23 protein-coding genes, 1 tRNA gene and 6 pseudogenes are annotated in these 26,184 nt (G+C 36.7%); 18 read left to right on the forward strand and 12 right to left on the reverse strand.

Annotation, left to right across the window (positions count from 1 at the left end):
- Positions 1-284: 284 nt before the first annotated feature.
- Together carB and QM409_RS05060 are read left to right on the forward strand one after the other, a co-directional pair.
- Positions 285-3,461 carry a carbamoyl-phosphate synthase large subunit gene (carB, locus tag QM409_RS05055; RefSeq protein ID WP_414305479.1) on the forward strand — a complete coding sequence of 1,059 codons (3,177 nt, stop codon included), beginning with the start codon at positions 285-287 and terminating at the stop codon, positions 3,459-3,461.
- 214 nt (positions 3,462-3,675) lie between these two features.
- Positions 3,676-4,998, forward strand: a pseudogene (locus QM409_RS05060) (Nramp family divalent metal transporter).
- A gap of 679 nt (positions 4,999-5,677) precedes the next feature.
- Here the strand turns inward: QM409_RS05060 and QM409_RS05065 are convergent.
- The 7 genes and pseudogenes from QM409_RS05065 to QM409_RS05095 form a co-directional block, all read right to left on the reverse strand.
- Entirely contained in the window at positions 5,678-6,136 is a 459-nt protein-coding gene (locus QM409_RS05065) for a hypothetical protein (protein WP_368910088.1), read from the reverse strand.
- A 164-nt stretch (positions 6,137-6,300) separates the two neighbouring features.
- Positions 6,301-7,541, reverse strand: a pseudogene (mobV, locus tag QM409_RS05070) (MobV family relaxase).
- A 317-nt stretch (positions 7,542-7,858) separates the two neighbouring features.
- A pseudogene (locus tag QM409_RS05075) lies at positions 7,859-8,226 on the reverse strand (hypothetical protein).
- 35 nt (positions 8,227-8,261) lie between these two features.
- Entirely contained in the window at positions 8,262-9,137 is an 876-nt protein-coding gene (locus tag QM409_RS05080) for a replication initiation protein (RefSeq protein WP_061409370.1), read from the reverse strand.
- A gap of 292 nt (positions 9,138-9,429) precedes the next feature.
- Positions 9,430-10,071 carry a hypothetical protein gene (locus QM409_RS05085; RefSeq protein WP_414305480.1) on the reverse strand — a complete coding sequence of 214 codons (642 nt, stop codon included), beginning with the start codon at positions 10,069-10,071 and terminating at the stop codon, positions 9,430-9,432.
- 3 nt (positions 10,072-10,074) lie between these two features.
- Positions 10,075-10,401, reverse strand: a complete 327-nt coding sequence (locus QM409_RS05090) for a replication initiator protein A (protein ID WP_414305481.1) — start codon at positions 10,399-10,401, stop codon at positions 10,075-10,077.
- Positions 10,402-10,406: 5 nt separating this feature from the next.
- Positions 10,407-10,685, reverse strand: coding sequence for a DNA-binding protein (locus QM409_RS05095; protein ID WP_414305482.1), 279 nt, complete (start codon positions 10,683-10,685; stop codon positions 10,407-10,409).
- Between the two features lie 146 nt (positions 10,686-10,831).
- Here QM409_RS05095 and QM409_RS05100 point away from each other — a divergent pair, with 146 nt between their 5' ends.
- Positions 10,832-11,401, forward strand: coding sequence for a helix-turn-helix transcriptional regulator (locus QM409_RS05100; protein ID WP_414305489.1), 570 nt, complete (start codon positions 10,832-10,834; stop codon positions 11,399-11,401).
- 64 nt (positions 11,402-11,465) lie between these two features.
- A complete protein-coding gene (locus tag QM409_RS05105) occupies positions 11,466-12,623 on the forward strand; it encodes a tyrosine-type recombinase/integrase (protein WP_414305483.1) in 1,158 nt (385 codons plus the stop codon).
- Between the two features lie 104 nt (positions 12,624-12,727).
- On the opposite strand, the gene QM409_RS05110 is transcribed toward QM409_RS05105, so the two are convergent.
- Positions 12,728-12,970 carry a type B 50S ribosomal protein L31 gene (locus tag QM409_RS05110; RefSeq protein ID WP_000710764.1) on the reverse strand — a complete coding sequence of 81 codons (243 nt, stop codon included), beginning with the start codon at positions 12,968-12,970 and terminating at the stop codon, positions 12,728-12,730.
- Positions 12,971-13,065: 95 nt separating this feature from the next.
- Positions 13,066-14,001, reverse strand: a complete 936-nt coding sequence (locus tag QM409_RS05115) for a DHH family phosphoesterase (protein WP_414305484.1) — start codon at positions 13,999-14,001, stop codon at positions 13,066-13,068.
- A 103-nt stretch (positions 14,002-14,104) separates the two neighbouring features.
- Here QM409_RS05115 and QM409_RS05120 point away from each other — a divergent pair, with 103 nt between their 5' ends.
- The 10 genes and pseudogenes from QM409_RS05120 to QM409_RS05165 form a co-directional block, all read left to right on the forward strand.
- Positions 14,105-14,548 (forward strand): flavodoxin, encoded by a 444-nt coding sequence (locus QM409_RS05120; RefSeq protein WP_001162128.1) that lies wholly within the window; start codon positions 14,105-14,107, stop codon positions 14,546-14,548.
- Positions 14,549-14,662: 114 nt separating this feature from the next.
- Positions 14,663-14,929: a chorismate mutase gene (locus QM409_RS05125; protein ID WP_000362435.1), complete on the forward strand. Its 267-nt coding sequence runs from the start codon at positions 14,663-14,665 to the stop codon at positions 14,927-14,929.
- Positions 14,926-15,300, forward strand: coding sequence for a fluoride efflux transporter CrcB (gene crcB / locus QM409_RS05130; protein WP_261117270.1), 375 nt, complete (start codon positions 14,926-14,928; stop codon positions 15,298-15,300). The genes QM409_RS05125 and crcB (QM409_RS05130) overlap by 4 nt, the downstream gene beginning before the upstream one ends.
- Entirely contained in the window at positions 15,294-15,623 is a 330-nt protein-coding gene (gene crcB, locus QM409_RS05135; protein ID WP_414305485.1) for a fluoride efflux transporter CrcB, read from the forward strand. The genes crcB (QM409_RS05130) and crcB (QM409_RS05135) overlap by 7 nt, the downstream gene beginning before the upstream one ends.
- Positions 15,624-15,741: 118 nt before the next feature.
- Positions 15,742-16,089, forward strand: coding sequence for a 50S ribosomal protein L19 (gene rplS, locus QM409_RS05140; protein ID WP_001068669.1), 348 nt, complete (start codon positions 15,742-15,744; stop codon positions 16,087-16,089).
- A gap of 41 nt (positions 16,090-16,130) precedes the next feature.
- Positions 16,131-16,202, forward strand: a tRNA-Arg gene (locus QM409_RS05145).
- 668 nt (positions 16,203-16,870) lie between these two features.
- On the forward strand, positions 16,871-17,737 hold the full coding sequence (locus QM409_RS05150) for a helix-turn-helix domain-containing protein (protein WP_414305486.1): 867 nt from the start codon (positions 16,871-16,873) through the stop codon (positions 17,735-17,737).
- Positions 17,738-17,971: 234 nt separating this feature from the next.
- Positions 17,972-18,529 carry a CYTH domain-containing protein gene (locus QM409_RS05155; protein WP_414305487.1) on the forward strand — a complete coding sequence of 186 codons (558 nt, stop codon included), beginning with the start codon at positions 17,972-17,974 and terminating at the stop codon, positions 18,527-18,529.
- 288 nt (positions 18,530-18,817) lie between these two features.
- Positions 18,818-19,333, forward strand: a pseudogene (gene tnpA, locus QM409_RS05160) (IS200/IS605 family transposase).
- 131 nt (positions 19,334-19,464) lie between these two features.
- Positions 19,465-20,082, forward strand: a pseudogene (locus QM409_RS05165) (helical hairpin domain-containing protein); the annotation flags it as partial.
- 43 nt (positions 20,083-20,125) lie between these two features.
- On the opposite strand, the gene QM409_RS05170 reads toward QM409_RS05165, so the two are convergent.
- On the reverse strand, positions 20,126-20,974 hold the full coding sequence (locus QM409_RS05170) for a helix-turn-helix domain-containing protein (protein ID WP_045612578.1): 849 nt from the start codon (positions 20,972-20,974) through the stop codon (positions 20,126-20,128).
- Between the two features lie 210 nt (positions 20,975-21,184).
- On the opposite strand from QM409_RS05170, the gene QM409_RS05175 reads away from it, so the two are divergent.
- Together QM409_RS05175 and QM409_RS05180 are read left to right on the forward strand one after the other, a co-directional pair.
- Positions 21,185-21,382, forward strand: coding sequence for a hypothetical protein (locus tag QM409_RS05175; protein ID WP_414305490.1), 198 nt, complete (start codon positions 21,185-21,187; stop codon positions 21,380-21,382).
- Positions 21,372-22,586 carry an MFS transporter gene (locus QM409_RS05180; RefSeq protein WP_045611848.1) on the forward strand — a complete coding sequence of 405 codons (1,215 nt, stop codon included), beginning with the start codon at positions 21,372-21,374 and terminating at the stop codon, positions 22,584-22,586. The genes QM409_RS05175 and QM409_RS05180 overlap by 11 nt, the downstream gene beginning before the upstream one ends.
- A gap of 236 nt (positions 22,587-22,822) precedes the next feature.
- Here QM409_RS05180 and yidA read toward each other — a convergent pair whose 3' ends face one another.
- The gene (gene yidA, locus QM409_RS05185) at positions 22,823-23,629 is read right to left on the reverse strand and encodes a sugar-phosphatase (RefSeq protein WP_049546840.1); all 807 of its coding nucleotides are present in this window, start codon (positions 23,627-23,629) and stop codon (positions 22,823-22,825) included.
- A gap of 12 nt (positions 23,630-23,641) precedes the next feature.
- Positions 23,642-24,946, reverse strand: coding sequence for an HD domain-containing protein (locus QM409_RS05190; RefSeq protein WP_261062815.1), 1,305 nt, complete (start codon positions 24,944-24,946; stop codon positions 23,642-23,644).
- Between the two features lie 71 nt (positions 24,947-25,017).
- Here QM409_RS05190 and QM409_RS05195 point away from each other — a divergent pair, with 71 nt between their 5' ends.
- Positions 25,018-25,395, forward strand: a complete 378-nt coding sequence (locus QM409_RS05195) for a DUF1934 domain-containing protein (RefSeq protein WP_414305488.1) — start codon at positions 25,018-25,020, stop codon at positions 25,393-25,395.
- A gap of 625 nt (positions 25,396-26,020) precedes the next feature.
- Positions 26,021-26,184: pseudogene (locus QM409_RS05200) on the forward strand (IS5/IS1182 family transposase); the annotation flags it as partial.

Raw genomic sequence — 26,184 nt, forward strand, 5'->3', positions numbered from 1 at the left:
TATGTAACTGAACACGGACGGAAAGCTCGGAATTTAGAGAAACCAATTTGGATTGTCAATCCTTCCTTGGTTTCCTAAAATTCAATCGCTTTCTATTCGTCCTTTGTATCTTATTTAATGTCGCCCTGAGAGGCGACGAATAGAAAGGAGAAGATACATTGTTCGCGGAAGTGAACACGCCCTAAGAACTGTGTGAAAAAGATAAACATCGTCTTGACGCTGAAGGCGTCTGCACCGAGTTTCCTATTTTCGCTGTGTTCTTTACGGGCTTTGTATCATAAACTATGCCTAAACGTACTGATATTCAAAAAATTATGGTGATTGGTTCTGGTCCGATTATTATTGGTCAGGCTGCTGAGTTTGACTACGCTGGGACCCAGGCTTGCTTGTCGTTGAAAGAGGAAGGTTATGAGGTTGTCTTGGTTAACTCAAATCCTGCAACCATCATGACGGACAAGGAAATTGCTGATAAGGTTTATATTGAGCCAATTACACTTGAGTTTGTGACTCGTATTCTTCGTAAGGAGCGTCCAGATGCCTTGCTACCAACACTCGGTGGTCAGACAGGGCTCAATATGGCCATGGAATTGTCTAAAAATGGTATCCTCGATGAGCTTGGTGTTGAACTTCTGGGTACTAAATTATCTGCCATTGACCAAGCGGAGGACCGTGACCTCTTTAAACAATTGATGGAAGAATTGGAACAACCCATTCCAGAATCTGAGATTGTCAACACAGTTGATGAAGCAGTTGCCTTTGCAGCAACAATTGGCTACCCAGTCATCGTTCGTCCAGCCTTTACACTTGGTGGTACTGGTGGTGGTATGTGTGCCAATGAGGAAGAATTGCGTGAAATCGCTGAAAATGGATTAAAATTGTCACCTGTTACCCAATGTTTGATTGAGCGTTCTATTGCAGGTTTCAAGGAAATCGAATACGAAGTCATGCGCGACTCAGCTGACAATGCTTTGGTTGTTTGTAACATGGAAAATTTTGACCCAGTTGGGATTCACACAGGGGATTCCATCGTATTTGCCCCTGCCCAAACCATGTCAGACTATGAAAACCAAATGCTACGTGACGCGAGCTTGAGCATCATTCGTGCTCTTAAGATTGAAGGTGGATGTAATGTTCAGCTAGCACTTGATCCCCACAGCTTCAAGTACTATGTCATTGAAGTAAACCCTCGTGTATCACGTTCGTCAGCCCTTGCTTCTAAAGCGACAGGGTATCCGATTGCAAAATTGGCTGCTAAGATTGCAGTAGGTTTGACCTTGGATGAGGTTATTAACCCAGTCACGGGTTCAACCTATGCCATGTTTGAGCCAGCCCTCGACTACGTGGTTGCCAAGATTCCACGTTTCCCATTTGACAAGTTTGAAAAAGGGGAGCGTCGTCTGGGTACACAAATGAAGGCCACTGGAGAAGTCATGGCGATTGGTCGTAACATCGAGGAATCTCTCCTTAAAGCTTGTCGTTCACTTGAAATTGGCGTTCACCACAATGAAATGCCTGAACTTGCAGCAGTTTCTGATGATGCCTTGATTGAAAAGGTTGTGAAAGCTCAAGATGACCGTCTCTTCTATGTATCTGAAGCTATTCGTCGTGGTTATACACCAGAAGAAATTGCTGAATTGACTAAGATTGATATCTTCTATCTTGATAAACTCTTACATATCTTTGAAATCGAGCAAGAACTGGGAGCACATCCACAAGATTTAGACGTTTTGAAAACTGCCAAACTGAATGGCTTCTCAGACCGTAAGATTGCTGAACTCTGGGAAACGACAGCTGACCAAGTTCGTCAACTTCGTTTGGAAAACAAGATTGTCCCAGTCTACAAGATGGTGGATACTTGTGCGGCGGAGTTTGACTCTGAAACACCATATTTCTATTCAACCTATGGTTGGGAAAATGAGTCTATCAAGTCTGATAAGGAATCTGTACTAGTCCTAGGTTCTGGTCCAATCCGTATCGGTCAAGGTGTTGAGTTTGACTACGCAACTGTTCACTCGGTTAAGGCTATTCAAGCGGCTGGCTATGAAGCCATCATCATGAACTCAAACCCAGAGACCGTTTCAACAGACTTCTCTGTGTCAGATAAGCTTTACTTTGAGCCATTAACATTCGAAGATGTCATGAATGTCATCGACTTGGAGCAACCAAAGGGTGTTATCGTTCAGTTCGGTGGTCAAACAGCCATCAACCTTGCGGAGACATTGGCGAAAGCAGGTGTGACCATCCTTGGGACACAGGTTGCTGACCTAGACCGAGCTGAGGACCGTGACCTCTTTGAGCAAGCTCTTAAAGATTTGGATATTCCACAGCCACCAGGACAAACGGCTACCAATGAAGAAGAAGCAGTTCTTGCAGCTCGTAAGATTGGCTTCCCAGTTCTTGTCCGTCCATCTTATGTACTTGGTGGACGTGCTATGGAAATCGTTGAAAACGAAGAAGACCTTCGTTCTTACATGCGAACTGCTGTTAAGGCTAGTCCAGACCACCCAGTTCTTGTCGATTCTTACATTATTGGTCAGGAGTGTGAAGTTGATGCCATCTCAGACGGGGAAAATGTTCTCATCCCTGGTATCATGGAGCATATCGAACGTGCCGGTGTCCACTCAGGTGACTCAATGGCCGTTTACCCACCACAAACCTTGTCGCAAAAGGTTCAGGAAACTATAGCAGACTATACGAAACGTCTAGCAATCGGCCTTAACTGCCTTGGAATGATGAACATCCAGTTTGTCATCAAGGATGAAAAAGTCTATGTTATTGAGGTCAATCCACGTGCCAGCCGTACGGTTCCATTTCTTTCTAAAGTGACCAATATCCCTATGGCTCAAGTAGCAACCAAGCTCATTCTTGGTCAAAAACTTGAAGAACTTGGCTACCAAGATGGACTTTACCCTGAAAGCACTCGAGTTCATATCAAGGCACCTGTCTTCTCCTTTACCAAACTAGCTAAGGTAGACAGCTTACTTGGTCCTGAAATGAAGTCAACAGGGGAAGTTATGGGTTCTGATACGACTTTGGAAAAAGCTCTCTATAAGGCCTTTGAAGCTTCTTACTTACACTTGCCAACTTTTGGTAACGTTGTATTTACCATCGCTGATGATGCCAAAGAAGAAGCCTTGGACTTGGCTCGTCGTTTCCAAAATATTGGCTATGGAATCCTCGCGACAGAAGGGACAGCAGCCTTCTTTGCCAGTCAAGGATTGCAAGCCCAACCTGTTGGTAAGATTGGTGATGACGATAAGGATATTCCAAGCTTTGTTCGTAAAGGAAGAATTCAAGCTATCATTAACACAGTAGGAACCAAACGAACTGCAGACGAAGATGGAGAGCAAATCCGTCGTTCAGCCATTGAACACGGAGTGCCCCTCTTCACAGCCCTAGATACAGCTAACGCCATGCTCAAAGTATTGGAAAGCCGTAGTTTTGTCACAGAAGCAATCTAGTTTAGAAAATTTTTCATAGTTTTAAAGCCAGCGTCATAAATCGCTGGCTTTTACAATACTGATGTTGCTGATTTCAACTATCATGCTTTCCTTAAGAATCATTCTAAAATGTGATATAATAAGGATGAATTGAAAATTGGAAACTATTTTTCATTATATTTTCAAAAAATCCATTAAAAAAAAGTAAAGGCAGATTAGAAAGTGTAAAATTCCTATGTCTTCTTACAAAAAGGTCTCTCTTTCTGAGATCAATCAATCTATTGAAACTCCCAATAACAATCATTTTTGGCAAAATCTAAAAGCATTCTTAGGTCCTGGAGCACTTGTAGCAGTTGGTTATATGGATCCTGGAAACTGGATTACCAGTGTAGTTGGTGGTGCTTCTTACAAGTATAGTCTCTTATTTGTTATTTTGATTTCATCTATCATTGCCATGCAGCTGCAACAGATGGCTGGAAAGCTCGGTATAGTGACTAGAATGGATCTAGCGCAAGCAACAGCTCATCATGCTCCCAAATGGCTTCGCTATAGTCTGTGGGTGATTTTAGAATTAGCTTTAATGGCGACAGACTTGGCTGAAGTTTTAGGGTCAGCGATTGCCTTAAATCTTTTGTTTAAAATACCGATTATGGTTGCTATCCTCCTAACTGTTTTGGATGTATTTCTTTTACTTTTGTTGATGAAATTTGGCTTCAAAAAAATTGAAGCTATTGTTACGACTCTTATCTTAACTATATTAGGTATTTTTTCTTATCTAGTGGCTTTATCCAGTCCAAGTATTCAGGGGATTTTTGGTGGTTATTTACCGACTCCAACATTATTTGAAACACCGTTGCCGGGACATGAAAGCCAATTGACCTTGGCTTTAGGGATTGTAGGAGCGACAGTCATGCCCCATAATCTCTATCTTCATTCATCATTATCGCAAACAAGGAAAATCAACCATAAGGATAAAAAGGATGTTTGAAAATCTGTTCGTTTTATGACCTGGGACTCAAATCTTCAGTTGTCCCTAGCCTTTGTTGGCAATTCCTTACTTCTCATTTTAGGAGCATCGTTCTTTTTTGGTCATGCGTTCGAAATTTCAGCTTTCTCCCAAATGTACAATGTTTTGCAGGATTCTACAATAGCAGGAGCGATAGTCAGCTCAACTCTGTCAACTTTATTTTCTCTGGACCTCTTAGCAAGTGGTCAAAATTCTACTATTACAGGTACTTTGACTGGACAGATTGTTATGGAAGGTTTCTTGCATCTGAAATTATCTCAGTGGATTATCCGTATCGGGACACGTATTTTTGCCTTGCTTCCTGTGATCGTAGTCGCTGTCTTGTTTGGACATCAAGAAAGAACCTAGGATCAGTTATTAGTCTATTCACAGGTCTTTCTTCCATTCTCAATTTTTCCCTTAATTTATCTGACTTCTAAGAAGTCAGTGATGGGAGAATTTACCAATGCCAAGTGGAACACAATCCTAGGCTATGTAGTTTCAATCATCTTGACCATTCTCAATATTAAGCTTCTTTTCGATATTTTTTAACCCCGTTTGAAATCAATTATAGTGTTAGCGTGATGGTTGACAAATAGAAAGTAGTAGTGATTGGTTCATAAAAAGAAGAAAAAAAAGAACAGTTTCGACTGTTCTTTTTCTTATTATTTGAGACCGTATTTTACAAAGATATACTCTATAGTGTTTAAATCCTTATTAAATCAACGTTTCTAAAAGGGATATAGCTGTAAAATATTATATATATACCGTATTATTAAACCAAGACGGTACCAAAAAGGTACCAAAAATTAAGGTTTCGGAGCTTATAAAATAAAGAAAGATGTCTCAGGTGTTTGAGATTTTTTTTTGGCAAGAAAAAACTCTTGAATATAATCCAAGAGTGAAACAAATAGGACCAGTGGTGGCACGGGTTCTTTACAGCCTAAAGCTGAAGGCAGTACCTCACCTGTACTTGAAACAAGTACCTTTGAGCAAACTGTTACCAGTCACCCGACAAACATCCTATCCTTAGTTATAGTTTAGGATAAATAAGAGAGAATGTCAATAATAATTTTTATTAACTTATATAATTTATCTTAAAAATCGTCGTAGCGCTTTAGTTGACTGTCGTACTGAGCGATCAAGAAAGCGTAATGCAGAAAATGCAAGCATCCAACCAAATAGTGTTTTTCTCATAGCGTTACCTCCTCACTAAATAGTCTACCACAGCTTATTTTTTAGCTGCGATTCCCTCAACGGTCTTCTTTTTGAAAAAATCGATTTTTTCAATCGGAGTCATATTGCGATATGTTTTGATAAAATCACGATAAACCAGGTACTTTTTTTCAGGGTCAAGTAAGTCATTAAAGAGTTTAATAACTCCAGTTTTAAAGCTATCAATATCCTCAATAACAAGAAGAATATAAGGTGATTTTTGTATTAGATGGATGTTATAGTTATCCTTGAGGCGAATTTCTAAAACATTGATAGCCAGGGCATTTGACCAAAACGATTCTCCCTGTTCATCTGAAGTAAAATAAGGCTCAATAATGCTGAGTGGATAGGCTGATGGTATATAGTTCCCAGTGATTTCCTTAAAAACTGACTGTAGGAAACCTAGTAATATTTTTCCGGAAAATGTACCGGGTTGTTTAATTTTGTGTACTAAAGGTTTGTTAATATTGTTCATCTTTTTCTCCTTGTTCATTTATTCCATGGTTCTCTTGACAACAAGTAACCTAGTCTTTTTTAGCCTTTGGCAATCGGTCGTCAGCTTTTCAGCCTGACGACTCGACTGACTTTAGTCTAAAGTCGACTAGCTTGTTATCAAGAGACTTTCACGGCATAAAGTGATTAAAATATATTTTTTTCAATCATATTTTTAACACTTCGAGCGACTGACATAATGGTTATTCTTAGTGGACGTATTTGATTTATGACATGTAACATTCTGCTGAATTCTTTAGGATGCATGTAATTTCTTGCTGTTTTGCGCCAAAGTGCAAGTTTTTTATTTACGGCATTTAATTGCTCACTTAATCGTTTTATACTTTCATTGAGTTTTTTATTTGCGTGTTTTAGTTTATCGACTTCTGATTTTAGCGTACGATTTTCAGACAATATATGATCACTCTTCATCAGTTCTTTAGCTAAGTTATTCTGTTTAGAAAGTGATTGTTGTAATTGATGTTCAAGTTTGCTGTTTTCGTGCCTTAGCCTATTATTATCTAGGGCATTTTGGGAGGCTGTATGAAAGAGTCTGTCATAGGTTGCTTTATCCATTTTTAGTTTTCCGTCAAATGTACGTCTGACTAATTTGTCTTTTTTCATTTCTTCAATCTGTAAAGGTTGAATAGACTCTAAAACAGCTATATCATCTAGTAAAGCATCTTTCTCTTTTTCGTGTTGCTTGATTTTTCAGTAGCTTGCTTTTCCTGTTTTTCTAGTTGCTTTAGTTTTTCGGTTTTATCAACTATCTTTTTATCAGTATCATCTAGTAAGCGTTGCTTTTCTTTAAATTCTGCTGTTTCGAGGTGTTTCTTCTTGCTATCAGACTCCCCACGTTGCAAATTATATCCATGTTCGTTCAGGTATCTAGGAAATGCCTCCTGGATCTCTTTCAGTTGGTCACGACTGCCAAATAATGACTTAGAGCTTAACTTGCCATTTTGCATAGGCACAAGTCCTAAGTGCATATGTGGCGTACTCTTGTCAAGACGTACCATAGCATAAGCGATATTACTATTACCGTATCTTTCAGCAAAGAAATTTTTTGCTGTTTCAAAAAAATTCTTAATCTGATCTGGACTCATATTTTCAAAAAATGCCTTATCTGATGTAATAATCCATTCATTACACAAAACGGCATCTTTACGTAGAGCACGTTTGGAAATTTTATTATCGTTGATGTATTGTTTAATCTGCCTATCGTATGGGATAGAGCGATCACGGTCGGTTAATTCATAGTTTAGGTGAGCTTTTTCTGGGTCAATATCCTTGTTCGAGTGATTTTCAAAAATTCGTTCATTGTGACGATAGGCACCACCAAGATTTCCAGATTTCATTTTTTGCATCCTAGCTACTGCGTAACTCATAGCTTGTTCTCCTTTCTCGGCTCAAAGGGTCGCCGAGTTGGTGGCGGAAGATTGCCACCAGGACTAAGTGGCCCATAGGGTAGATTTTTTCCTGAAGGATCGGCACGACTTCCATGTAAAGTGTAACGCACTACACTTTACTCCGTAAATGTGCGTTCTCCGAAGGGTCTTGCAGACGGCACATCGCTCCGAATACAGGAGCGACATCGAACCACCTCTCGAGCCACAAGAGGAGTTTCGACTATACTCGCCGAAGCGAGTAGGGCACTCTATCAGTGCCCCAGGGTCGGACGCTTCGCATTGTCCGACAAATGCCGTCAGAAGACGGCAAAGGCTAAAGCTACAAGGAAAGCTATAGATACAGTAGTGAGTGCAATCATTAAGTAAAATCGATGTTGTTCCAATCGTTCAGCATAATCTGTCCAAGCTTTTAAATTTTGTTGCTCACTCTTCCTATAGCCTTTCAATAGTTGCAAATCTTGTTCTAGTTGTTTGCCTTGTTCTTTAGTCTCCTCTAATTCTTTCTCAAGTTTAATCACATCATTTTCAAAATGATAATCTTCAAGTATTCTAATGCCTATTAAATCAAGGTTTTCAACCTCTCTTTATATTTTGGAGATCGTATCCGTTTATAGATGGATTGACTACTAACTCCCAGGCTATCAGCGTAGTCTTTTATTCTCATTTTAGGCCTCGTAACTCCTTGTTAATACTGGATTTTCAACCAAATGGTTGAAAGCTATTTTTTGTTTCTCTTCCCCCATAATAAGCAAGCTGTTTTTCTAATATTGGTCGTTCATGTTTTAATAAATCTTTCATCAATTTCAGATAGTCAATATCAGATGTTTTATAGGTCTGTAAAAGTTTCTTGTATTTTGTACGTGTGTTTTTACTGACTTTGTTCCAGATTCCTTTATCACGAGTAAGGGCAAGTAAGTAAAGTTGAGCCTCTATGCCTAAACCTTCAAAGTTAAACGGTTTAAAGATAACAGAGTCAATGACTTCAAATATTTCTTCAACCGAGCGACTGCGGAGCTGAAATTCTAAGCGCCACCAATGCTGGAACTGCTGGGCAAATTTCTTGTCTTCATCAGAGCCATTTTCTAATTGTTCAACTTTTTTGTTATAGAGTCTGATTTGCTTTTCTGACCTGGAGGCGCCTAGATATTTAGTTTCTAGTTTTCCATTCTGGTCTCTCCATTCTTTGGTAGCAGTAGGGCGGCCTTTCTTTTCAAGAATAAACTCACTACAATCAACTTCAAATATATCAAAAGCTAAATCGACTCGAGAGATTGCAATATCTTCAAGATATGGTATAATTGTATCTAAGATATTAATATCAATCTGTCGGAGTTTATTGGGGTTAAACTCTATCCTGAAAGGGCGAGCATTAAAGGCTTGTCCTTTTAATTTGTCGTAGTCTAGGAGGAGTCTAACGTGACTTCCGTCCCGAGTGATTGCTCTAAACATATCAGTCATTGCAGTCTGGACGATAATGGCTGTATGACTTTCTATCAAACTTTTGAGATCAAGGAGTTTGATAGGTTTGATATAAGCTGTAATAGTGATGTTGTCCAAGCTAACTTTTAATTCCAAATCAACCTCCTTTCTTATAGAGGTCGCCTATCGGCGCCTCTTTTTTGTCTGCGCAAAGACCTCCGTAAAATGACATTCTTGGGGGAGCAACCCCAAGCCGACTTCGTCGGACCATTTTCATTTTGCTACGGTCAAACTTGCCAAAAAATGGGTGTAGTAAAATCCCACGAAATGGGAACATAGCGGGCTGTTAGAGGAGCCCGCGTTATAAATTTTGAGAAAGCTCAAAAATTTAGTCTCAAAATCTCATTTCCAAAATATTTTCATAGTTGTTTTCATAACTGTTTTAGGACTAGAAATTTTGTAGATCTGAAACAGATTTTTGAAAAAGGTCAACTCTTTCAATCAAAAATACTTCTAGAATTTTTTCGATGATATCTTCAGGTGGGATCTGCTTGTTTTTCTTGTATTTAAAGAATCGGTCTTTAGCTTTTTTGATTTCTCCTAAATCGTCAGACACATCAGCAAATAACAACTTATGCAATTCAAACCAAGGCAGTTCAGATTGTTTACGGACAATCTCAAAATTTCTCCAAAAATGTCTACCTTCATCTAGCTCTTCAAGTTTCCTAAATAAGTTCTCTCGTTCTGCTTTACGGTATTCTTTTGGCAAGAGTGTCCCAACATATTCTGGAGTCATGTTCGAATAGATGGCTTCTTTTGTTACAACAATGGGGAGTTTTAAGGAACTATCAACGTCTTTCAAAATCTTTCTAACAAATTGACTAAGTGTAATTTGTGTATTTAATTTATACTTCAACATCTTAGTACTTAACAGTTCAAATATATCAGTTGACCTAAAAAGCCATTCCATCAGCGTTTTAGTATCTATATCTTTACTTGAGAATACTTGATATTCAAGCTGATAGCTATCCAATCGTGACTGGATAGCTTGATTAAGTGCTGTATCTTTTCCAAAATAAATCTTTATCATTCTTTATACCTCGTTAATATAAATTCTGTACGGTAAGTTGGCACGATAGAAAACTGGAACTCTTTCACGTTCAATAAGATTGCACTCTTCTAAAGATTTTAGGATACGTATAATTTTCTTATTACCAAAACCAAATATTTTTTCTAAATCTACTATACGATAGTTAAGATAAACATCTCCATTTTCATCTATCCAATTTTTAGTCGGTGCTTCCTGCATTTTATCTAGTAGGACAGTATATACTATAATTGCAGAGGGAGTTAAACAATTATAAAATTCATCTCGAAAAAGCACTTTTGGAATTAGATAGTTTTTGTCATCATATTCCATATTTCTCACCTTTCATATTGTTGTAACCATTGAGCGACTTTGTGTTTATCGTACAGGGTCACTCCATCAATGACCATGTGAGGCATGCCTTCACGTTGCCATTTGACAATGGTAGTAGTGGATACATCAAGCCAACGGCACAAGCCTGCCATACGAACCATAGGTTTATAGAGTTCCTGGTCATCAAGGGCTTTTTCAATAGCTTTCTGAAGCATGTTATCGTAGCGAGCAAGCAACTTCTTTTCTGTTGCTTTTGGGAGGTGGATGGTAAAATTTTCTGTCATATTCTGACCCCTTTCTTAATTTTATAAGCTCCGAAGTTATTTTATAACTATTATTTTAAGTTAAAAAATAACTTATGTCAAGAAAAAAGTTATTTTTTAATTATTTGTGTTATAATTTTAAATATAAAATGTCAGAAAGGTATAAAATGAGCAATAGACTAAAAGTTTTAAGAAAAGAAAAAGGACTGACTCAAGCTGACTTAGCAAAAGTTTTGAATACTAACCAGTCTCAATATGGAAAATACGAAAATGGAAAAACAAATCTTAGTATAGAAAATGCAAAAATCCTTGCAGAATACTTCGGGGTGTCTATCCCTTACTTGCTGGGGATTGATGATAACCCTGTATTAGTCAATCCAGGTTCAACCAAAGAAATTTTTAAAGGCTTCGCCAAAGTGCTTCAGGGAAAAAGTACGATTGAAAATAAAATCACTCAATGGACTCCTTTTGGAGAAGATCTTGCTATTATACTTGCAGAGCTCAATCAATCAGAGGCATTGTCTGATTACATTGATTTTCTAGCAAGTAAAAAAGGCTTTAACCCTGTTTTGGTTAAAGCTATTAAAGAATTTATAGCTGATGAGAAACAAGGCCTTATCCCTTTCCTGATTAACAAATCAGGAGCAGAAGACTCCCCTTATCATTATGTCTGGGAGGCATGGGTAGAGACTCCTGAATACAAGAGACGGCAAGAAGAGAAAAAGCGTAAGAAATAACTGACAATCATGATTTCTTTATTTTATAAACTCCGAAACCTTAAAAAATAAAGGAGAAATTAGAATGTCTATTATTAAATATAAGGCTAAAAAGTCTAAATCAGGGTATCTTTATAAGGTCAGAATCTACAGGGTGATTGATGGCAAATGTCAGGACTTCTTTAAAAGCGGTTTTAAGAGCCTTAGAGAAGCTAGACAATATGAAGCTATGATTTACCACAAAAAAGCGTCAGGAGACCTCTCAGGGCTACTGAGAGTCTCTGAGAGACGTTTTGATGAAGTTTTTGAAGAATGGTTCAAAACTTATCAAAACACAGTAGAGAGGACGACAAGCGTCCGTACAGATGATTTGTTTAGAATCCATATCTTGCCAGTTCTTGGAAAGATGAAAATTTCCAAAATTACTCCTTGGCACTGCCAAGACTTCATTACCGAAAAAGGTCAGACTTTTAGAAATATCAAACAGGTAAAATCTTATACTAGCCAAGTGTTTGATTTTGCTTTGAAAATGAAATTGATTACAGACAACCCAATGAAGCAAACGATACTCCCAAAAAGAGAGCGGAAGAAGTCAGATAACTTCTTTAGCGTTGAGGAGTTGCATGAGTTTTTAGCTATTATTAAGGCAGAAGAGCCTTATAAAAACTATGCCTTATTTCGTTTGTTGGCCTATAGTGGCTTAAGGAAAGGGGAGCTGTATTCTTTGAGGTGGTCTGATATTGATTTTGATAATCAATTACTTTCTATCAGCAAAAATCTAGGTAGAATCAAAGGGAAAGCAGTTGAGAAAAGCACTAAAAACAGGTTTTCCATACGGCAAATCCCTTTAGATACTGAGACAATCTCGATTTTGAAAGAGTGGAAACAAAAGAGCAGAAGAGAAAAGGGGCAACTGTCAGTTACCCCATTGATTGATAGTGATTACATGTTTACGTTTGTTGGCCGAGATGGAAAGATAGAGCCTTTATACCAGGACTATATCAATAGTGTTCTAAAGCGCATTATTAGGAAACATGGCTTGAAGAAGATAACTCCTCATGGATTCAGACATACTCATGCTACCTTGATGATTGAAACGGGTGTAGATCCTGTTAATGCAGCCAAAAGGTTAGGTCATGCAAGTAGTCAGATGACCCTGAATACTTATAGCCATTCTACAGTAGCAGGAGAGAAGAAAGCTATCACAAAATTTGTAGATTACCTGTATAGTGCAAAAGGTTAGTTTTCCAAGACGGTACCAAAAACGGTACTAAAAATAAAAAAAGCCAATTCCAATTTCTTGGAAAAGGCTTTGTATCAACGTTTTTAAGCAATAAATGCGGTTGATTATTTGAGACCGTATTTTTTGTTGAAACGATCCACGCGTCCATCTGCTTGAGTGAACTTTTGACGTCCAGTGTAGAATGGGTGTGAGTCTGATGAAATTTCCACACGGATCAATGGGTAAGTTTCGCCTTCGAACTCAACTGTTTCGTTAGAGCGTTTTGTTGAACCGCTAAGGAATTGGTAACCAGTAGTTGTGTCCATGAAGACAACTGGGCGATATTCTGGATGGATATCTTTTTTCATTTTGCAATATTTCCTTTCTGCCATGGTCTCTTTGCGAGCCATAGATTGTTACCATACTAGTCTATCAGATTCTGAAAAGTTTGGCAAGTATTTTATCAGTTTTTAAGCAAGTTTTTTAACTTTTGGTAGATGATTTCGTTTTCTTCTAGGCTATAGGAATTAGCACCACTTGCTAGAGGGTGGCCTCCACCATCATGTTCCTTGGCAATTTCATTGATAGGATGGATTTTACTGCGTAATCGAACACGGTAGTGGCCATCAGCTTGCTCTACAAAAATTCCCCAGAGACTTACACTGTCAATGCGTCCAGGTGCACCGACAATGGCTGCAGTTTCCGCATCGGTCACATTAAATTGTTTCAAGACTTCTTGACTCAGGATAACGCGAGCTGCACCATTTTCATCCACTTCCAGATGGTCGTAGATATAACCTTGAAGTTTAGCAATTTTGTAGCTCATAGTGTCCATTTTACGAGTGAGAGCCGCAAAGTCAAAGTTCTGTTCTCTCAGAGAAGCAGCCAGACGGAGGGTGCGTGCAGTGGTAGAAGGGTAGAGGAAGCGACCTGTATCACCAACAATTCCTGCAAAGAGCAACTCAGCAGCTCGATCTGACAAGGCCAGTTGGGTTATTTCAGCAAATAGGGTAATCATTTCACTAGCGCTACTTGAACTAGTATCCACCCAAGATAGGTCACCGTATACATCATCATTTGGATGGTGGTCAATCTTAATGAGAAAATCACCTTGACTATAGCGTTTATCATCAATACGAGCAGTATTAGCTGTATCACAGACGATGACAAGTGCGCCTTGGTAAGCACGATCTTCAACAAGATCCATTTCAGCCATCCAAGTCAGAGTTGGTTCATCAAAACCAACGGCTTTGATGGTTTTTTCTGGGAAATGATGTTTGAGAAGAGCTTTCAATCCCACCTGACTTCCCAAGGCATCAGGATCTGGTTTCATATGACGATGAATGATAATCGTGTCGTATTCTTTAATTTTTTCTAAAATTTGATGGCAAATGTCCATAAATAACCTCAATTCTTTCTCATTTCATTGTAGCACAAGAATTTTTATTTTTAAAATGAAAAAGATGTGATATAATGGAGAAAGATAAATTGAGGAGGAAGATATGGCATTAGCAAAAATTGTATTTGCCAGTATGACCGGTAATACCGAAGAAATTGCAGATATTGTAGCAGACAAATTACGTGACTTGGGCTTGGATGTCGATGTTGATGAATGTACAACTGTTGACGCTTCAGACTTCTTGGAAGCAGACATCGCTATCGTTGCGACCTATACTTATGGTGATGGAGAATTGCCAGATGAGATGATGGACTTCTACGAAGACCTAGCAGACCTCAACTTGAATGGTAAAATCTACGGAGTGGTTGGTTCAGGAGATACCTTCTACGATGAATTCTGTAAGGCTGTTGATGACTTTGATCGTGTCTTTGTGTCAACAGGAGCAGAAAAAGGTTCAGAGTGTGTCAAAGTTGATCTTTCAGCTGAAGAAGAAGACATCGAACGCTTGGAACAATTCGCAGAAGAATTGGCTGCTAAAGTAGGATAAGTATAAAAGTGCGCTGATACAATCAATCAGTGCATTTTTTTATCTTGAGTTGGGATTTTACTAGCCTATTTGGTGGCTTTTTGATACAATAATTCAAATAAAGGAGGAGATTGTATGGATTTAGATATTATTCGTCAAGAAATTGATCAAATCGACGACCAAATTGTTAAACTGTTAGAAGAACGAATGCATTTGGTTGAGGGGGTAGTTGCCTATAAGAAAGCTTCAGGTAAACCTATTTTAGATACCAAGAGAGAGGCAGTTATTTTTGAAAAGGTTAGAAGTCGTGTAGAGGACAAGCGCTATCAGGAGACTATCGTCGCGACTTTTTCTGACATACTCAAACGTTCGCGTGATTATCAGGATCAAAACATCAAATGAAAAAAGAACAATTTTATCCGCTAGGAATTTTTCTAGCTGCCATGGTGGGTGGACTTGTCCGCTATCTGGTTTCTACTTGCTTACCAGCCAGTCCAGATTTTCCTTGGGGCACTCTCTTTGTCAACTATCTGGGAATTTTCTGCTTGGTTTATCTTGTCAAGGGCTATCTGGTCTATAAGGGGACTAGTAAGGGCTTGATTTTAGCACTGGGTACAGGTTTTTGCGGTGGATTAACAACCTTTTCTAGTCTCATGCTTGATGCTGTAAAACTGCTTGATACAGGGCGTTATTTTAGTTTAGTTCTGTATTTGCTTTTGAGCATCGGTGGAGGCCTGCTCTTGGCTTACTATTTAGGGAGGAAGAAATGGTAATGGTCTATCTTGCAATTGCTTGTGGCTGCGGAGCTCTAGTGCGCTATTTCTTTTCCTGCTACAATCAAGCTTCTAAATTGCCAGTTGGAACGCTCGTAGCCAATCTTTTGGGTTGCTTTTTGATTGGATTATTCTACAATCATGTGGAGTCTAAGGAAGTTTATGCTATTCTGGCAACAGGATTTTGTGGAGGTTTGACAACTTTTTCGACCTTGAATGACGAACTCCAAAGGTTGCTAAGTGATAAGAAGGTCTTTTATTCTTATTTAGCTTTGACCTATTTAGGTGGTTTAGTTGCGATTTTTTTAGGAATTCTGTTGTAAATTTCTTTACTTTTTTGTGGAAATTTGGTAAACTGTATCTTGTGTGTAATGGACGCACAAAAATACAGTTTATCCGCTGAGGAAGATTCCTCAAGATTGACAAAGATAGGAGAATAAAATGAATCCATTAATCCAAAGCTTGACTGAAGGTCAACTTCGTACAGATATCCCATCATTCCGTCCTGGTGACACTGTTCGTGTACACGCGAAAGTTGTCGAAGGTAACCGTGAACGTATCCAGATTTTTGAAGGTGTTGTTATCGCACGTAAAGGTGCTGGCATCTCAGAAAACTACACAGTTCGTAAAATCTCTAACGGTGTAGGTGTTGAACGTATCTTCCCAATCCACACTCCACGTGTTGAAAAAATCGAAGTTGTTCGTTACGGTAAAGTACGTCGTGCGAAATTGTACTACTTGCGTGCTCTTCAAGGTAAAGCAGCTCGTATCAAAGAAATCCGTCGTTAATTCGACTAAAAAACTCTGCTTTTCAGCAGAGTTTTTATCTAGCTCCCTTAGTTCAATGGATATAACAACTCCCTCCTAAGGAGTAGTTGCTGGTTCGATTCCAGCAGGGAGCATATATAGAAATGTAAAGAAAGACACAGAAAATTTAAAGTGTTTATTTAAAGACAATTATCACAATTTCATTTTAAAAATAATTTAGTATTTTTTTCCTTTTTGACCAAATTTTGCTCAATGATTACAGAATAAAGTGGATCAGCAAAGTAACTTTGACATCTATTAGTTAGAAAATAAGGACATCCTTTATTAGAATGTCCTTATTTTTATTATGGAATTGCACAAATGAGGTTAAGGTTCAGCTCTATGAACTTAGAAAGCAAGTACAAAGCTTTAAACAGCTTTCGAAAAGATTTGGTGTGGATTTTTGGGGCTAAGGTATGTGACAAGATGAATTGATTGTTATGAACTAGAGAGTGTAAAAAATGGGGAAAATCGTTATTATTCCCCTGAATTTGATATGTTGTAAAAGACTATTTCTGGTCTGTTAAATCTATCAATAGCAAAATCTAAACGTGATAGTCTAACATCTAGTACATTTAACGTTAGTAGTTTTATCAATCGCTTGAGTAAGAAAATTTCAAAAGAAGAAGGGATAGGTTTTCAAAAATAACATACCTAGCCATTATTTATCTATAATTTGTATCTTTTGGTTTATTAATTTGTATTTAAAATTTAATCATGTTACAATTAAAATTGAAATCGAATAGAAAAGGAAAATGCAAATGTGGGCACACTTTTAGCAACAAGATTAAAAAATAGACGAAAAGAATTAAAAATGTCTCAGCGAGAATTGGCTGAGGGGATATGTAAACAGGGACAGATTAGCAGATTAGAGAATGGAGAATTTACTCCAGGAGCCGACTTTTTATATGCTCTGTCTAAGAAGTTAAAAGTTAGTATAGATTATTTTTTTAATGAGCAGATTGGAGAAGAGATTGATGAGCTATCAGAGTTTAAAAAGTTAGCCCAGACTTTTATCACAAATCGAAATTATGAGTCTTTGAAATATATATATGAACTAGAGAGTGTAAAGGTACATCGCTTGTCTCTAGTAGATAAGTTTTATATGGAGTGGATAAAATCTCTTATAGATTTTTATTTCTATGAGCAAAAAGAAGAGGCTGTGGCAAGATTGGAGAAGGTACTGTCTCAGTTAAGTGTATCTGACTTGACCTACCTCCAAGTTTCAAATACTCTATTCAATTTTTATTATGACATTGAAGATTTAGAGAGTTTTAATGAAATTCGAGAAAAGTTAGAGTATCAAGTAAATCAACTCAAGTTAAACACAATCGAAGAATTAAACCTTTCTATTAAATTTAATTATAATGTTTGTCGCTATCTATGGTTGCAGAATAATACTGAAGAGGCTATTACTAAAATCACAGATACGATAAAGCAATGTAAGACGTATAGAACAACATATCTTTTGGCTGATTTGTATGTATTGATGGGAAATGTCAGTAAGAATTTTTCTTCTAAAGTTGCAGTAAAAGAGTACTTTGAAACGGCTTATTTCCTATATAAGCTTGAGGGAAATATGTCAATGGCTCTTAAAATCAAGCATTACATTGCAGATATAACAGAATAGTAAAGACGATGTTCAATTAAGCATCGTTTTTTTAATCCCAAACAATACAAATATGTATTTAATAAAAATAAATAAAAAAATATTATCAAAAATGTTGACAGTATTATATTGAAGTGCTAAAATGAGTGCAAGAAAATATTAGGCTTTGTGTCTATAAAACATCACCAGAAACTTACTATAGACTGAGTGAATGTAAAGAGACTTCAGCCTTTGAAGAATTGAGAGGTAAAATTAATGAATGAATTAGAAGTTAGATTTGAACTCAACGATGAGAAAGATTATAATAATGCTATTTCATATTTAGAAAAATCTTATAAATTTAAGTGTGAAAATAAGCAAGTTGATAAATATTTTAAAACAAAAGGAAGAGAATTTGAAAATGATGAGGTAGGTAGCTTTATCTACAGAATTCGCCAAGAAGATGATAATAGAGCAAGTGTTTTTACAAGAAAAGATACGATAAAACAAGGAATGTGGAGTGAAAGTGAAATAGAGTTAGAATCTGAAAAATTAGAATTTGTAAGGAATATCTTGCAAGATGGTTTTTCAAATATTTTCACAATAAGTAAACATAGAAAGACTTATCATGATGAATTAGAAAATAAAACGATTAATCTAGATAAGATTGATGGTCTTGGATTTTATCTTGAAATAGAGATTCTAGGAGATTTTTCAAAAGAAGATTATAATAATTTTTATGATAAAATGTGCGGAGAGTTCTCGTTTTTAAATTCAAAAATAGAAACAAAGGGCTATGTCCAATTAATGAGAGAAAAAAATGGACGTAATTGAAATTATCAAATAGTCTTGTTGGGATTGTTTACTCAATTGCTGGATTTGGAAGTTTGATAGCAGTAACCTTTCTTTCTACTTTTTTGAATAAGAAGGATGCCTTTATATTGATGAATATATCAATGGCAACTATCCCACTTGTCATTATGGCGAGTGGAATAGTAGAAAATTATGCGACTATTAGTCCGTCTCGCTCCGCTAGGTGCGCGTCGAAGGTTATACCAAAAAAACTCCGAACGCGATACAATAAAGGTGTTCAAGCCAATTGTAAAGCGAAAGGAGAAAAATATGGCACAAAAGGCTCATAGTTTATCGCACACAAAGTGGCACTGTTCTATTACATTGTGTTCACCCCTAAGTATAGACGAAAAGTTATCTATAATCAATATCGAAGTAGTTTAGGCGAAATATTTCATCGCTTGTGTAGTTATAAAGGAGTTGAAATTATCGAGGGTCACTTAATGCCTGATCATGTAGATATGTTAGTCGGTATTCCCGCCGAGGATAAGTGTTTCAAGTTTTATGGGGTATTTAAAAGGCAAAAGTGCACTCATGATGTTTGATAAACACGCCAATCTCAAGTACAAGTTTGGGAATCGGCATTTTTGGACGGAAGGTTATTATGTGAGTACGGTTGGACTCAATGAAGCCACAATTAAGAAATATATCCAAGATTAAAGAAATTATCCAGTGGATGATTTCTTCACGAGTATAAAAATTTGAGAACGAGTAAAGCATGATATAGCACTAGATAAATTAAGTGTAACAGAATATGAGGATCCCTTTAGGGATAGTGGTAAGTAATACTAAAGCCTCTTTGAAAGGCAAGTGACGAGTCAAGAGCAATAAGGCTTGAACAACGTGAAAGCCAGCGTCTTTAGGCGCTGGCTGGTAATTTGGGCTTATAGCCCTGGGACAAACCACCCGTTAGACGGGTGGTCATGATTCCCAATTATCAATTAGATATTCTGGAAGAAGAGAATCAAACAAAATATAAAATCTTTATACGTGAGACAACTTCATACTTTGTATATAACAAAGAACATTCGGATAAGAATCAGTATGTCAAAGGACGAACATTGATAAGACAGCTAACCAACGATAGTCGAGTAATACCATACAGAAGATCTACAGTTAAGAGTCTACAGGAAAAGATTACTGAGATTAACCTCTTCATTGAATTAACTGAAGTAGATAAGAAATACCAAGACATTAAAGACGAGTTAGTAAAAGAAATAGCAGAGATAGATATAAAACTAAATCAAATTAATGAAAAAATCGCCAACTTAAATAAGATGGCGGAAGTGCTTATCAATTTGAAGAGTGAGGATGTGAGCAGTCGAAAGCTTGCAAGATATGACTTTTCAAAATTAAATTTGGCAGAATCAATTACAGTAGAACAAGTAACCGAATAAATAAGAGTGTTTCAAGAGGAGTTGGATCATTATCTTTATGAGTATGAGGAATTAGAAAAAAATCTAGAAATGTTTGTAAAAGTACTGAATGATAAGGATTTTGATAAAAAATTTAGTACAGAAATACTATTGGAATAACAATAATTAATCCTATGGTGGTTAAAGATTAACTATCCTTGTGTCATTGATTAATATATTTGTCATAGTGCTCTTGGTACTGTGCTTTTATATTGTGTTCTCCTAGAATTTCAAATACCTGAAGTGCTTGTTTCATCTTTTCGATTCCGTTCGCAGGATTACGCTTAAATTCAAAATAGCCACACGTATATAAGAAGACGGTTTGTTCATAATAGTTTAATTCATTGTTTAATAATTTTTTTACTTCTTTGATAAGAAAACTACAATTTTGAAATTCTTCTTTATCAACACTAACAATTAGGCAATTGATTGCTAATTGTGTAACAAGCCGTTTATTTGTCTTATTTAATGTTGAATAGATATAATTTTTTAACATTTCTATAGTTAATAGGAAGTAGGAGTTATATTTAATTGTTCTTACACAGTTACCTAATAGGATAATTTCATAGTAACCCCAGTTTTCAACTTTAAAAAGATAATCTGTTAGCTGTAATAACTCCTCGTCCGAGGGGAGAAAATTTTTATTTGTTGTATAGAGAATCGATTTTACCATTGTCTTTTCATAAGGACCCAAGTTATAACTTGAAGAGTTTGATAGTAATTCAATAATACTATCAAAATTTTTTGTGGAGTAGTGTTTTCGAATATATTGCACCAAGTTAGCGAATGATCCAGTTCTAGTAGAATTATTGTCATGAAGAATAATAAATTCATCCAAAGTTATATGTAATTTATCTAAAATATTGATTAGTCGAATACAAGAGATTTCTGATTCTCCCCGTTCAAATCTAGAAATTTGAGATTTAGATAAATTACTATCAGCAATTGAACATAAACTGATTTGCTTTCCTTTTCGAATTTTTCTGAGTGTTATACCAAGTTTTGATTTCAAATTTCCCATTTTCCCAACAAAATTTCAAAGGTTTTTTATTTATTATACAATAAATAAAAAATAAAGGGAGGTTCAGTATGAAAAAACTTTTAAAATTTACATGAATATTGTTATTGATTATGGATATTATCATTATAGTCGGAGGTTGAATCTTACCTGTACAGGTAAGTGTTTAGTTACAACTAAACACTTATTTTGGATTATTATTAAATAGATGGTAGTTGTTATCTTGATTTTAGAGTATCTGACGACGATGTTTATTTCATTGAGTTAGTAACTATGTATGGTTTAAGTGAAAATAGTGCGGTACCAACTCTTGCAAAGAGGTTTGGAATAAGTCTTACCAATTTAATAAAAAGTGATATTCATCGTTGTTTAACTAGAAAGAAGGGACATTTTGGATATTAACAAGAAAACGTTTTATACAATAACTTTTGGTGAATTTATATCAAATATTGGAGATAGATTTCAGAAAATTGCTTTTCCAATCTTAATTTACCAAGAATTTCATTCGTCTTTTGCAATGGGAGGAATGGTGATTATTGAATTGCTACCTCAATTCTTCTTGGGATTTGTTATGGGTTACTTATTAGATAATTTCAATAAGAAAAAAATACTATTATGGTCTACATTAATACCTGCATTATTATGTAGTGTAATACCGATATTATCTAAATATTCAGTTTCTATATTTTTTTACTATGTTATTGCATTTTTGATACCTTTATTTTCGACACTTTTTCAAACAGGATTCTCAGTCATTACTCCTGCCTTATTTGAGAAGGAAGAATTGCAAAAATATAATTCTCAGTTTCAAGGTGTCCGAACTATTTCAAAATTAATTTCTCCAGCTATAGCAGGGGTACTAATGTTAAAGTTTAATATTAATAGCATTTTTTTTATTAATAGTGCTTCTTTCTTGTTATTATTTCTTTCAATACTAATTTCATATATTCCAGATCAAGAACACAAGGAGAATGGTAATGATGATATAAAAGAAATTTTTGTAGGTTTTAAAGAGAACTTTACAAATATTAAGTTGAGGATTTCTTTACTCTTTACTATTGTTGTGAATATCGCTATGCTAGGCTTCAATGCAACGATTATTTATTATTTACAGGATCAATTAAAATTATCAAATAGTCTTGTTGGGATTGTTTACTCAATTGCTGGATTTGGAAGTTTGATAGCAGTAACCTTTCTTTCTACTTTTTTGAATAAGAAGGATGCTTTTATATTGATGAATATATCAATGGCAACCATCCCACTTGTCATTATGGCGAGTGGAATAGTAGAAAATTGGATATTTTTTGGAATTTGTTATTCAATTTTGAGCGGACTAATTACAATAGCTTCTGTTTCGATTACAACAATACAGCAGCAAGAAAGTACTGTGTATAATATTGGAAAGATACTTTCTAGTTCTTTTGTAATAGCTACCATTTTTGCTCCTTTTGGAGGGATACTGGCTGCTTATTTTAATTGGCTTTTAAACCCGAGATTAAGTCTAGTTATTTTGGGATTACTAAGTAGTTTATTGGTTATTCTTATAAAGAGTTATGAAAAAAAGCTAACTAAGAAAAGAACTGCAATATTTATGAAGGAAGATTAGTGGGTTAATTATCATTAGAAAAAATAATATTAATTCGTAGTAAAATAAAAAAATGAAAAAGGTTTTACATAATGTACTACCTTTTTCAGATTTAATAATTATTAAGGGGATAGAACTATAGACCAAAAATACTGAATCTTGAACTGCACCCCAAAAGTAAGATTTTTTCTGTCTAACTTTTGGGGTCAGTACAGTATCTCTAATTTCTGGAGTGCTTTTTCTATATTCATATTATTTTACAGTACCCATGTACGGATGGCATGGGCAACGCCGGATTCATCGTTAGATTTAGTTATGTATTTGGCGATTTTTTTGATTTCTGGATTTCCATTTTCCATGACAACAGGGTTACCAACGACTTCCAGCATGGCACGGTCATTTTCTTCGTCCCCGATAGCCATGGTTTCATCTTTGGTCAATCCGAGTTTTTCAGCTAGGTGAGTGATGGCTGAACCTTTGTCCACATTCTTTTTAAGGAGTTCGAGGTAGAAAGGAGCAGATTTGTTGATGGAGTAGCATTCGTAAAATTCTACTGGAATTTTTTCAATCGCAGCATCGAGAATTTCTGGTTCATCGATAAACATACATTTAACGATTTCTTTGTCAGCCATTTCTTCAGGAGTACGGTAGAAGATGGGCATGCTGACGAGGGTTGATTCGTGCACTGTATATTTTCCGATATTGCGATTTGCAGTGTAGATTCCATCCTTGGTAATGGCGTGCATGTGAACACCAAGCTTACGACTGAGAAATTCCATATCCAGATAGTCCTCATAAGTCAAGGATTCGCTGATAATCTCATGTCCTGTAGCGGTTTCTTGGACAAGGGCACCATTGAAAGTCACAACATAGTCACCCTCGTCTCTCAACTGCAAGTCGTCGAGAAGTTTGGCAACACCTGCAATAGGGCGGCCAGTTGCAATGACGACTTTGACACCAGCTTCTTTGGCATCTTGGATGGCAGAAAAGACTTCAGGAGTAATCTCCTTTTGGCTATTGACTAGGGTTCCGTCGATATCGACGGCGATTAGTTTAATACTCATAAATTTCCTCTTCTAGTTTTTATTTGGGGTAAAATGATCGTTCTCAATCAAGTGTAAAAATTGCTGGGTAATGCTTGCAAAGATGCTGTTTTGGTCTAACATTTCTTTTGGGAAATAAAAGCGATTATCTCCATGGCGACTGCCAGCAAGGGATTGGACGATAGGAGACAAGCTAGAGAGTTCTGCCAGTTCTCCATTTTTTTGTAAGATCTCAATCTGTGTCCGTGGGTTTTCAGATTCGGGACGATAGATATCATAAGGGAGGTCAAAGTTCTTATGAATAGCAGTGTAGTAGTCGGGATCAAAGCCGATGTCCTCAACCAATTTTCTCATGCTAGCGAGTTGGTCTTGGTCCTCTTGTGAAAAGGTGATGGATTTAAAGACCTTGCGGTTGACAAAGCGTTGCGATAAATCTGCAAGAATCTTGTCAGGACTGGTCATCCAGAGCTGGAAGTAGGTATTCATCACACCATCATCCAGAGCCAGATAGTCAGACAAGGTCACATTTTTTTCAAAGAAAGGTAGGAGGTGTGGGGAAGTTCGTGCAAAGAAGTCTTTGTCCTTAGGGTAGAGTTCCTTGGCACGCTTGAGAAGATTCTGTAGGAGAACTTCCATGGCCCGTGTTGCGGGGTGGAAATAGACCTGCATATACATCTGGTAACGACTAAGGACATAGTCTTCGATGGCATGCATGCCATTGCGTTGAAAGGCAATCCCATTTTCGATAGGACGAATGACTCGAAGGATACGAGTCAGGTCAAATTCCCCATAAGATGCTCCTGTAAAATAGGAGTCGCGCAAGAGATAGTCCATGCGGTCTGCATCAATCTGGCTAGAAATGAGCTGCACGACCTGCTTGTTAGGATAGGTGTGGTCGATGACACTGGCTACTTTTTCTGGAAAATCTGGCGCCACTTGTAGCAGGACTTGGTGAATCTCTGTCTCAGGACTTTGGATAATCTCCTGAGTAATGGCTTCGTGGTCGGTATCAAAGAGATGTTCAAATGTATGGGAGTAGGCACCATGTCCAAGGTCATGGAGGAGCGCAGCGGTCATGGTCAAGAGAGACTCAGCAGGGTTCCACTCCTCAGGATATTTTTCTTCAAAAATCTCTGTGATACGTCGTGCAATTTCATAAACTCCTAGACAATGAGAGAAGCGGCTGTGCTCCCCACCGTGGAAGGTATAACTGGAAGTTCCCAGTTGCTTGATGCGACGCAAACGTTGAAATTCTTTAGTATTAATCAAGTCATAGATGATCTGATTATTGACATGGATGTAGTTGTGAACTGGGTCACGGAATACTTTTTCGTTCATATGACCATTATAGCAAAAAGCTAGAGTTTTTGGTAAAATAGTAGGACAAGAGAGAAGAAAGAGGACTAGATGTGAAGATTCGGATGCGAAATAGGATTCAGTTTGATGAGCAGTTGGAAGTGATTGACCAACTTTATGATGTTGAAGTGCATGAAAAGGGAGATTATCGCTATTTGCTTTTCTACAATGAGGAAAAAGAAAAAGTAGTGATTAAATTCCATGGTCAGGAACTGGTGATGAGCAGATTTTCCAATCCCAAGACCATTATGCGTTTTCTAAAGGATAGTGATAGTTTGGCCTATATCCCCACACCCATGGGCATGCAGGAGTTTATTATCCAAACGAATCGCTACCAAGTGGATGGACAAAAGATTTATTTAGACTATCAACTACAAAATCAAGAGGGACATCTCTTTGCCAGCTATCAATTGGAAATTACTTGGGGATAAGTATGACTGGGTACTAGGTTATAATAACGAAGCTGGTAATATGCGTGAAATCAGGTTTTTCTTGCACTTTTTGAGCATCTGGGACCTTTATATTTTGCAGATTCAGGTTATAATACCCACTCCATTGTCCGTTATTTATTAAACCAAAATATAATTCCGTCTTCCCTTAAACTCGTTCCAAATGAGTAAAGGGGATTTGAGACCTAGCGATTTTGATTGTGATTCAAGCTACGATTATTATCTCCGGCAAGAGAATCAGGTGTTAATTGATTGTACTAAGTATAATAGTAATCTACAAGTATGTGGCACTTGTCCTATATTATCTTTTGTACTATAAGTCAAAACAACTAAAAAGAAATATGGAGATATGTATGGAAAGATAGTTTTGAATTTAGAGAAGAGACTCGACACTGAAAAGAGCGAAAGTAAAGATCAAAATAGAGGTGAATATTTGGCTTAATTTGATAATTCAAGATCTAAAAATTTATAAAAGGGACAATGAATATCCCTTTTTATTTTTATCGAATTCAGAGTTTTGGATAGAATAGATTGGTAAATAATGAATAAAATATTTTGGAAAAAATAGACGCCAAAAAGGCTCTTTGTCTTCCAAGAGGTATTCCCTATGTTTCACAAAGAAAATCTAGACTACAACCACAATCAAGTTGGTTTTTACACGCTAGATGAACTCGTTCCGCAAGACCATTTTCTTCGTCAAGTTGAGCAAGTTATCGATTTTTCCTTCATCTATGACTTGGTCGCAGATACTTATTCTGAGGATAAAGGACG

Origin of the sequence: Streptococcus mitis, from assembly GCF_047465045.1 — a bacterium.
Taxonomy (GTDB): Bacteria; Bacillota; Bacilli; order Lactobacillales; family Streptococcaceae; genus Streptococcus; species Streptococcus mitis_DT.

Coding starts and splice junctions, on each gene's coding strand:
- carB (WP_414305479.1), top strand. CDS start 285: ATGCCTAAACGTACTGATATTCAAAAAATTATGGTGATTGGTTCTGGT.
- QM409_RS05065 (WP_368910088.1), bottom strand. CDS start 6,136: ATGAACAATATTAACAAACCTTTAGTACACAAAATTAAACAACCCGGT.
- QM409_RS05085 (WP_414305480.1), bottom strand. CDS start 10,071: ATGATAAAGATTTATTTTGGAAAAGATACAGCACTTAATCAAGCTATC.
- QM409_RS05090 (WP_414305481.1), bottom strand. CDS start 10,401: ATGGAATATGATGACAAAAACTATCTAATTCCAAAAGTGCTTTTTCGA.
- QM409_RS05095 (WP_414305482.1), bottom strand. CDS start 10,685: ATGACAGAAAATTTTACCATCCACCTCCCAAAAGCAACAGAAAAGAAG.
- QM409_RS05100 (WP_414305489.1), top strand. CDS start 10,832: ATGAGCAATAGACTAAAAGTTTTAAGAAAAGAAAAAGGACTGACTCAA.
- QM409_RS05105 (WP_414305483.1), top strand. CDS start 11,466: ATGTCTATTATTAAATATAAGGCTAAAAAGTCTAAATCAGGGTATCTT.
- QM409_RS05110 (WP_000710764.1), bottom strand. CDS start 12,970: ATGAAAAAAGATATCCATCCAGAATATCGCCCAGTTGTCTTCATGGAC.
- QM409_RS05115 (WP_414305484.1), bottom strand. CDS start 14,001: ATGGACATTTGCCATCAAATTTTAGAAAAAATTAAAGAATACGACACG.
- QM409_RS05120 (WP_001162128.1), top strand. CDS start 14,105: ATGGCATTAGCAAAAATTGTATTTGCCAGTATGACCGGTAATACCGAA.
- QM409_RS05125 (WP_000362435.1), top strand. CDS start 14,663: ATGGATTTAGATATTATTCGTCAAGAAATTGATCAAATCGACGACCAA.
- crcB (WP_261117270.1), top strand. CDS start 14,926: ATGAAAAAAGAACAATTTTATCCGCTAGGAATTTTTCTAGCTGCCATG.
- crcB (WP_414305485.1), top strand. CDS start 15,294: ATGGTAATGGTCTATCTTGCAATTGCTTGTGGCTGCGGAGCTCTAGTG.
- rplS (WP_001068669.1), top strand. CDS start 15,742: ATGAATCCATTAATCCAAAGCTTGACTGAAGGTCAACTTCGTACAGAT.
- QM409_RS05155 (WP_414305487.1), top strand. CDS start 17,972: ATGAATGAATTAGAAGTTAGATTTGAACTCAACGATGAGAAAGATTAT.
- yidA (WP_049546840.1), bottom strand. CDS start 23,629: ATGAGTATTAAACTAATCGCCGTCGATATCGACGGAACCCTAGTCAAT.
- QM409_RS05190 (WP_261062815.1), bottom strand. CDS start 24,946: ATGAACGAAAAAGTATTCCGTGACCCAGTTCACAACTACATCCATGTC.